The organism is Commensalibacter sp. A3DC, from assembly GCF_047307945.1.
In the GTDB taxonomy this organism is placed as follows: Bacteria; Pseudomonadota; Alphaproteobacteria; order Acetobacterales; family Acetobacteraceae; genus Commensalibacter; species Commensalibacter melissae.
On the sequence record NZ_JAXOQA010000067.1, the window covers coordinates 1 to 8872 of the forward strand.

Sequence of the window (8872 nt, forward strand, 5' to 3'; positions counted from 1 at the left end):
ACTTAAATAAATTTTATTATAATTTTGATATTATTTGACTTCCATGTTACTTTCAATATATTTAAAAAATTATTAAGATTATTACCATTTATCAATAAGCTGTAAATGATGAAATTTGTACAGGATGCTTGATAACCTTTTTATTCCACAAAAAATCAAGAAATTGTTGATATTTTGCTTTATCATAGATAACTGGATCTGTCGGTAATAAATTTAGGGTCACATTCCAAGCGGTTTTATTTAAGGGCGTATTCAATTCAGGATGATCTTTAATTGTCTTGTTAAACACTTCTAGAGAATGGCTTTTCAAATATACATTCCCCTCTTTTAAGGCCTGCATGAAACGGATAATTCGTGAATCTTTTACAAGTTCAGGACGAGTTACAAAAATCATTTCATCATAAATTGGAACACCATAATCTTCTGGATTATAAATATTGAATTGATAATGCTTCTGTTCAAGATCAATCACTTCATAGTTCCGTGATGCACCGATAACTGCGTCAACTGCCCCAGTCATTAATGCCTGTTCTAGCTGAAAATTAACGTTGATGATCTGTACATCGGATAACTGAACGTTTGTCTTTTCCAACATTGTTTTCAAAATCGTATGATCATCCCCGGCAACGGAAACACCGATTTTTTTTCCTTTTAAATCCTGTAAGGTCTTGATATTCCGCGAGGTAATCAATGTATTTAAGGGCTGATTTAAAAGAGATCCAATTCGTATTAACGGAATATGATGGTCAATCATCATACCCAATTGAATAGGATAGGAGATCGCAATATCTGCCTGTCCCGCAGCTACCAATCTTGGTGGTGTACCAGGATCAGCGGGTGAGATCATCTCAACCTGGAGATTGTAACGTTTGAAAGCTCCACTATATTGAGCAGCCAGCAAAGATTCATGACTTGCATTGAGAAACCAGTCCAAAATTACGGTGACTTTATCCTCTGCCTTTACCTGGGAAATGGAACACAAAATCGCAAAAAAGATAAATATTCTTGAAATTCTCATCATCATCCTGACTTTCATAAAGCGGACGTTAGCGTTAACATTGTGGCAAATCCTCCACCAATGTTATAATAAGGTGATGAACCCTTGATTACAGTCCCATTTTTTCCAACCGTATTATGAGCATTCGATGTTGGAGTACCTATTCCTGACAGATGTTTTTGATCAGTTATATTTATAAAATTAAGCCTGATTTCTGGATATTTTGCAAAAGAAATAGAATCAAAACGGTATCCAAGTGCAAGATTGCCAGTTGCATAAGAACCCATTGCTTCATCATTCATGAAGGTGGCATATTGCTTGCCTACCATTTTCATATTTCCATTGGCAAAAAAATGTCCATCATCATAGGTTAGCCCTATTGCAAACTGCCAGGATGGACTTCTTACCGCTTTTTTTCCCCTGGTAGGCAAATAATCTCCACGTGTTTTAAAATCATTATCCATGGTTGCATTTAAATACTCCCCTGATATATAGGGACTAAAATGATGCCAGGGTTTCAATCCTAATTCAGCATCTATTCCACGTGAGGTCTGTCCACCCGCATTAATTGAAGATCCTATCCAGGCATTGTTTTGTCGTAAAACTGTTTTGATCATGCGATTGGTATAATTATAGTTAAAAAATGTAACGGAACCAACCAATCGTGGACCATTATAGCGATAGCCAATCTCTTCCTCGATAGAATATTCTGTTTTCAAATGATTTGTCCCCTTCTTTGTCAATGTTCCAGAATTTGGATCATAGGTATCAAACAACGTTGATTGATGGGGAACAGAAAAATTTGTACTTGCGCTGACAAAAAGCTGATGTTCCTTTGTAAATTGATAAACCATGCCAATTCTGGGCAATGGTTTGGCAACATTGTTACCGGTACGATATTGAGGTCCTGGAATGCGATTATATCCAGCCTGTGATAGCATAACTTGCTTAAATCCCACATCAATATGCAGTTTGTTATGAAGAAAATTCATGCGATCCCCGATAAATACCGCATTTACTTGCGTAATTATACTTGTATCCCTTGCATAAAGTGGTTGACCGTCTGGTAAACGGATCGTCTTGCCTTTCCCCCCCCACAAGTCCCATGGTTTGCCATTTTCTGATACTGGCGTAAAAGGTTCATTTATCAAGTTGTCTGAATAATCATACCAATATCCCAAGTATAAATGATGATGTTTTAATCTTAAATGTAATTCTGGAGTAAAACCTGAACGATAAGTTCGCTGGAACCAATCTCCCATAACCATTCCCTGACCGTCAACAGCCCCTGGAATGGAAATGCTCCCTTCCACAGGAAGAGTACCCTGCCATAATCCACGATCGGAAAGCATAGCTCCATATGGCGTATTTCCATAACCATATTGAAAATAGGGAGTTACTGTAAATTGCAATTTATCTGTCAGCGTGAATTGTCCAGGAGTTGCAAGATAAATTTGCTGAAAGGTTTGCTGATATAATTTCCAGTAATTACTATTGTCTATTCCATTATGATACCATGTGCCTGAATAATTATTACCGTTTTTTATTCCGTTCATTTTCCATTCATGCTTAGTGGGCGTATAATAGCTGCTCATCAAAGAGCGGTTCCAGTTACCAAGCAATGAAACCCGATTGTCACTCCCCCATTCTTTGGTAAATTTAAAATCAACATGTTGACGATGGTCATATCCGGCTCCACGCCAATTGTCCCCATCCGTATAAGAATAGGAAATAAAACCCTTAATACCCGTTTTGCCAATTTTTCCGGTATCCATACGGGCAAAAATCTTACCCGTATGATAAGAACCATATGAAAACTGGGTCATTCCACCCAGATGATCAGATGGTTCACGAAACTTGATGTTGACAATGCCACCGGCAGCATTAAAAACAGGACTGTCAAGATCGGGGCTTCCCTGACTTAAACCTACCGATTCAAGATTTTCCATATCAACAAACTGATTCAAATAGCCACCGCCATCGGACACATCATTTAAGGGCATTCCCTCTAGAACATATCCTATAGAATCAGAAGTCATTCCCCTTACCGTCATGTCCGTTTGTGTGGCAAGTCCGAAAGGGTCCGATCCCGACACATTTGCACCTGGCAATAGACTTATAAGATTGTAAACATTGGACGTGGGTGCCTGTTTATGAATAAAATCCGAAGAAACGGTACTAAGGGATCGAACGGAATCTTCTGGTCTAATCAATCCCCCACCAGCTTGCTTACCAATATATCCATTGGCAGAAGGATAACCACGGAAAGTTCCCTTGACTATAATCTGCTCACCAGGATCAGACTGCATTTCCTGTCGCGTTATCGAATGAGTTTCTGGTTGAGATTGAGTGATATGAATATCTTTTGCCTGAATAGAGGGAAACTTCCCCAAAATAGGTATTAACAGTAAAAGATAACGTACAAAAGCAAATAAAATTGATCGCATTAAGTTCCTCCCTTCGCTGGCATGACCCAGATCAGGTTCTACGGGTTTATTCTCAGCCCCTAACGGACACCCCGGTGATTTATAACAAAATGATTTTTATCAATTTTTTAATTAATTACAAGTCTTTTATATGACACTATCCTCTTTTAGCAGGAAAGGATGGGTTACATCCAGAAAAGCCTTGTTTTTATCTAAGGAATCAGCAATGACAGTCAAACAAGATACGGCGGCAATAATCTCCATACGAAGGGCGAGATTTTTTTCACTTTTTTCACGCTCTCTCAATCTTTTTACAACCGCATGACAAACCGCGACTGTCCGACCATATTTACCGCTATATTTGGAGATACGTCTTAAAACAATTCTCAATAAGATCTTTATATCTTCAGTCACAACATCATGATCGATCATGGAGTGCAAACGAAGTATATTCAATCCGATCATCATCACTGCCACAGTACCCTGGCTATATGCATGAATCAATTTTGTATTGGACTCACCACTCAACTGTCGTACCATATTAACCAACAAAGCGGCTGTTTGAAAAAGCCATATCCGGGGACTTCTTTTATAAAAAGATACAGAAGCGAGTGCGTGCATTTTTTTCAATAGCATTTGCCGTAAATGCAAACGGGTTTTAAGAGGACTATAGGGGTATATTATTCGGAAAGAAGCAATCGCGAAAAATATCCCCATTAGCAAAGCTAGGGAATTATTGAAAAATGTTGATTCATTCAACCTGACCTGGTTATCCAGCTGCAACATATAGGGTAAATATGCGGCATAGGAAGCGGATACAGGAAGCGTTTTCAAATTGGCAATTCCCAATCCACCCAACATTGTAGGAATAAAAAGTGCCATACAAAGAGATTCGAAATTTCCCAACGGTGGAATGAGATAAAGCGTCAAAACACTTCCTGCCAATAAAGCCCAAAATGTACCTTTAAACCATCCAAAAGTAACTTGGGCAGGATTTTCAAACAAACAGAAACGTGCACATCCCATTCCAGTCAGGGAGACCATGGTTCCCCCCATATTCCAGCCTGTCATATACCACATCAAACTGGCAGATATCATTGCAACAAAAGTTCGCAAACCATTTTTCCAAGCCAGATCAAAATTTAAAGGTGCAGAAACATGAAACTTAAAATGATCATTTTTAATAGGATGACTGCTTTTATGATATTCCTCTAAAGTAACTTCTATCTCACCCAGTAATTCACTTAACTTACGAAAAAGAATACGGTCGTTAAAAACAATTTCCCTCTGTTTTGCCCCCTTATCGGGAGTTTCAGTATCAATTTTCTTGTAAAAACTATCTGTAATATGCTGTCGACATTCCCATCTCAGTTTATTCAAATAAGATTGGTCCAAATTAAAATCATGATCATTTTCAATGGAATCTAAAATTCTTTTTAAACATTCCTGAACATTGGGAATGATACTGGCAAAGTCAGCTGTTACATTCTTGAAATGCTGCATTCGTATGGATAGACCCATACTTCGCGCCAAAACAGCTGTCACTGAAAATAAAGCCGCATGTGCATGATCCCCTGTATGATCATTACCATTCATTTCAATCTGCCTGAATTCAATTGAATTATCAAAACTTATAACCGAAGTCAGCAATTCCTGTGAATGCAGAACCATCTTTTCATCTTTTGACAGCATATTGACAACAGACTGAATCGTTTCACAGATTGCAAATTTAAGATTATTGTTTAATTGGGTCCGAGCATTTTTATCGATATTAACATCAAAAAAACGACCCACGAAACTATCACACCAAACCCCGAGAAGAATATAAGTGGTTCTGGCCATTGCCATCATAAATGTTCCATGTGGATCGTTTATGGAACTAAAGGCAATTATCGCACAGGTATAACCTGATAAAACCATGGCATACGCCTTGAAACTCTGCATGCATGTTCCACACCAAACACAAAGGGCGACAAACGAGGCAACTGTAATGTTAAATAACCATGGCTGTTGAGGAAAAACCGCAACAAAAACAACAGCGGCAATAGCTCCAAAAACGGTTCCAACACCACGCCAATATGCCTTTGATATCGTTTCCCCACGTGATGTGTTCCTTGCACAAACCCAAACTGTCATGGGAGCCCATTTTGGACTATCCAATTCTAGCCACAAAGCGATTGCCAATGCCAAAAAAGAAGCAATGGTAGTTCTAAGGGCAAAAATAAATGCTGACCAGCCTGGGGCATAAATCCAACGGTAATTTTCTAAGAAATTTTTTCTGGACCATGAATATTTTTTATACCACGGCACATTGGCGGATCCGATCACCTAATCACAAAAACCTTTTTATTTTTTAATCACATAAATATGATGACAGTTTCCAAACTATTCTTTTTTTTGAAAAATGAAAAGGGATTACTGGCAATTTGATAATGTTCAATAGCTACAACCGTAAGAAAGATCCATTTTTGTCCAAGGCATATGAAATAATTATTAGGGAAGAAATAGCGGCACTGATTTCTATACGGATTGCCAGATTTTTTTCATGACTTTCCCTTTCCCGAAACCTAGAAATGGCACGATGGGCAATCACAACAGTTCTTGCATGTGGACCATATTTGGCATGACGGCCATCAAATTTCGCAATACGTCTTAAAACAACTTTTAGAATATTTTTAATATCTTCCGTCATGATGTCATGGGCAGCCATCGCTCTCAACCGAATGATATTGACACCAATCAATGTCACGGCCATCGTTCCATGACGATAGGTTTGCACCAGTGTCGTATTTCGGTCCTCATCAAGCTGACGCATTAACACGACAAAAGCTTCAATTACATAACTAATCCACTCTCTAGGTAATGGAACAACAATAGCATTCGCCAAATGATGCATACCATGCAGCAATTTCTGTCTTAACTGAAACCTCAATTTACGAGGTTGGTAAGGAAAAACCAACCGATATGCGGTAAAGGCGAATAATCCACTCATGAAAATGGCCATTGAATCATTAAAAAAGGTTATTTCATCCATTCTACCAACATTAGTAAATCCAATCATATAACAGAAAAAAAACATGCATGCCGAAGCGATCGCAGCATATTTTGGCACCGCCATTGCTAACCCCCCGATCATGAACGGGATCAAAAGCACAAAATAGAGAACCTCTATACTCGTAATGATAGGCAAGAAAAGAAAATTATAAATAAATCCGCCAAATATAGCCCAACACGCCCCCTTGAACCAACCCTTACAGGCAAGCGAAGCATTCTCAAATATACAGAACCGTGCACATCCCATACATAAAAATGCAAGAAAAAGCGGACCGTAGCTCCAACCAGTAATTTCCCAGGCAATACAACCAAATGTTATTGCCACAAAAGCCCTGATCGCATTTCTCCAAGCCCTTTTGAAATCATAACTATTTTTGACAATAAAACGAAAATGGTCTTTCAAGGTCATATCTCGACTTTTAGCAAATTCTTTCAGAGTAACTTCTAATTCTGCCAAAATTTCACGTAAACCTTGATATAATATACGATCATTTAAAGTTTTTTCTGCATATTCATCATCCGAAATTTTTTTTTCTTTTAGTACACGGTAAAAACTATCAGCAATACGTTGTCGGCATTCCCATCTTAGTGAATTCAAAGCTTTTAAGGATGCATCAATGGAAACACCCGACTTAAGATGATTTAGCAGTTCCTGCAAATAGATTTGTGTAAGGGGTAAAATGCTTGAAAATTGTAAATTTTTCCCTTCTGTCTGTTTCATTAAAATGGATAAACCCGAAGCTTTGATAATCAAACTCAAAACTGAAGATAATACAGCCCTGGCATGATCCCCTGTATGACCTGTACCCTGCATCTCCTTTTCACGAAACTCAATATTATTATTTAATGAAATAACGGATGCCAAAAATTGATCTGATCGTTGAACCGCCCAATCATCTCCGTTCATCATATTAATAACGGATTTAACAGCCTCTTCAATTGACAATTGTAAATCCTCTGTCAATTTTCTATGGGCCTGATGATGCAAATTGAGATCAAATAGGCGAGCGGTAAAATTTTCTGCGAGTATGCCCAAAATAAAATAACTTCCCCTTGCCATTGCGAGCATGAAAACATTATTTAAATTATCAACGGCACCATATAAAACAATGGCACAACTATATCCTGCCATCACCATACCCAGAGCCCTGAAATTTCTTGTGCAACTGCCAATCCAGCAACAAAATGATACCCAAATGGCAACTGAAATTTCAAAAATAAAAGGCTGTTGTGGAAAACAGCCTGCAATAACCAATGCCATGATAATACCAATGACATTTCCGGTAATGATCCAATAAGCTTTGGAAAGGATTTCCCCACGGGATGAATTCTGGGCTACGATCCATACGGCCATAATTGCCCAACGCGGACTATCCAATTCCATCCATAGGGCAATGACCAATACAATATAAGAGGCAATGATGGTTCTAAGCGCAAATATCAAGGCTGTTTTTTGTGGGGCAAATAACCAGCTAAATGACGGTAATGTAAAATCGCTAAGACGCATCTGAATGCCTGATCTTCAATATACAGCTTTAGAAAAGGGATATATCAGAGATCAGGACAAATAGCATCAATTAAATATTCATAAACGCCATGATAACATTTACTTGACTTTGTTATGATAGGAAAAATACATCATGATTTAACTTTAAAAATATTCCCTCACCGATTAAAATTATAAATTCTCAAATTTTTATCAGAATAAACACTGGTTAAATCTGTATAAGGCATATAGCTCCAAACCGGATCATAACGTGTAACAATTATTGCATTACACTGAAACTGTTTAATCAAGGCCAGATCCTTATCATTGGCCTTACCGTTATAAAACTGTCTGATCGCATGATCCATCAATTCAACCTTGTCACCCCAGTTAGGCCCAAAAGTTTTGACATAGCTAATATTTTGAAAACAAAATTTTCTGTTAACCATTACAGGTGGCAATAGATTGCCCCCCCATGGTTCAAAAGTCTCGTTTTGATGAATATTAACTAGTAATCTGTCCTGTTTATGGGTTTGGTGAGTTATTTTGTTTAATTCTTTTAAACTTGGTCTGGGTCTATAATAATCCGCACCGAATATCAACATTTTACTGAAATTTAATGGTTCAATAATACCAATTAGAGCGATAAATATAAAAATTGCTTTTTTGAAACTGGAACAATATTCATTGACATAAAAAGTGACAATCGTTGTTCCTGTCAAAACAAATAATAAAATTGCACGCCAACCCAAATCGTCATTATATATACTACTGTGAATGAATAAAGAAACAAAAATTGACCCTAAACAGATAGATAATATTACCCTAAAAGATGGATCAATCTTTATTCTTTTTAATAAAATCTCAAATATCAAACAATATAATCCAATTATTATTACCGGAAACCAT

Annotated in this window: 5 protein-coding genes and 1 riboswitch; all 5 genes read right to left on the reverse strand. The window is 37.5% G+C overall.

The window, feature by feature from the left end; genetic code table 11:
- Positions 1 to 91: 91 nt before the first annotated feature.
- Positions 92 to 1024, reverse strand: coding sequence for an ABC transporter substrate-binding protein (locus U0839_RS07595; RefSeq protein WP_413550403.1), 933 nt, complete (start codon positions 1022 to 1024; stop codon positions 92 to 94).
- Positions 1025 to 1032: 8 nt separating this feature from the next.
- Complete coding sequence (locus U0839_RS07600; RefSeq protein WP_413550404.1) at positions 1033 to 3444, reverse strand: TonB-dependent receptor; 2412 nt, start codon at positions 3442 to 3444, stop codon at positions 1033 to 1035.
- Positions 3436 to 3528, reverse strand: a riboswitch (TPP riboswitch). Its footprint overlaps the gene before it by 9 nt.
- A 42-nt stretch (positions 3529 to 3570) precedes the next feature.
- Positions 3571 to 5751 carry an FUSC family protein gene (locus U0839_RS07605; protein ID WP_155565097.1) on the reverse strand — a complete coding sequence of 727 codons (2181 nt, stop codon included), beginning with the start codon at positions 5749 to 5751 and terminating at the stop codon, positions 3571 to 3573.
- Positions 5752 to 5866: 115 nt separating this feature from the next.
- A complete protein-coding gene (locus U0839_RS07610; RefSeq protein ID WP_155565096.1) occupies positions 5867 to 7984 on the reverse strand; it encodes an FUSC family protein in 2118 nt (705 codons plus the stop codon).
- Between the two features lie 158 nt (positions 7985 to 8142).
- Positions 8143 to 8872 (reverse strand): hypothetical protein (locus U0839_RS07615; protein ID WP_413550406.1); only part of this gene is annotated, 730 nt, incomplete at its 5' end.

Coding starts and splice junctions, on each gene's coding strand:
- U0839_RS07595 (WP_413550403.1), bottom strand. CDS start 1,024: ATGATGATGAGAATTTCAAGAATATTTATCTTTTTTGCGATTTTGTGT.
- U0839_RS07600 (WP_413550404.1), bottom strand. CDS start 3,444: ATGCGATCAATTTTATTTGCTTTTGTACGTTATCTTTTACTGTTAATA.
- U0839_RS07610 (WP_155565096.1), bottom strand. CDS start 7,984: ATGCGTCTTAGCGATTTTACATTACCGTCATTTAGCTGGTTATTTGCC.